The organism is Xenorhabdus entomophaga (genome assembly GCF_037996725.1).
GTDB classification, from domain to species: Bacteria; Pseudomonadota; Gammaproteobacteria; order Enterobacterales; family Enterobacteriaceae; genus Xenorhabdus; species Xenorhabdus khoisanae.
Window position 1 is genome coordinate 1 of sequence record NZ_JBBMXH010000374.1, and the last position, 384, is coordinate 384.

The 384-nt window shown below is 52.3% G+C and carries 1 pseudogene; it reads right to left on the minus strand.

What is annotated here, in order from left to right:
- Window positions 1-384 (minus strand): annotated as a pseudogene (locus tag AAC854_RS23265) (type VI secretion system baseplate subunit TssF); the annotation flags it as partial.

A 384-nucleotide genomic window follows, 5' to 3' on the forward strand; every position in this document is an offset into this window, starting at 1 on the left:
CTTCCTGCGTTACGGTGATAGTGCCTTGCTCCAGCGTACACACCTGTTCATGGTAGCCAGTGAAATAACACGAAACCTCAATGGCAGGTAAGTCGTTTGCCGGTTTGCCCGTTAAATCGAAAAAGTGCAGCCGGTGCTGTATTCTGCCCAGAAAATCACGCTCGGTCTGAAGTTGGTAATAAAACGTGTCGGGTTGCCGGTCGTCATCCAGAAAATGTCCGGCGGGGGTAAACTGTTCAATCGGCAGCCAGTGATAAGGTGTACCCCGTTGTTTACTGTCATCGGGTTGTTGCACGACCTCAATATCACCCAGCCGGAACAACTGCACCGATTCTCCCAATGGCAGGGAATAGCGGTGATTGCCGGTCTCCAGTGCAATGGGCG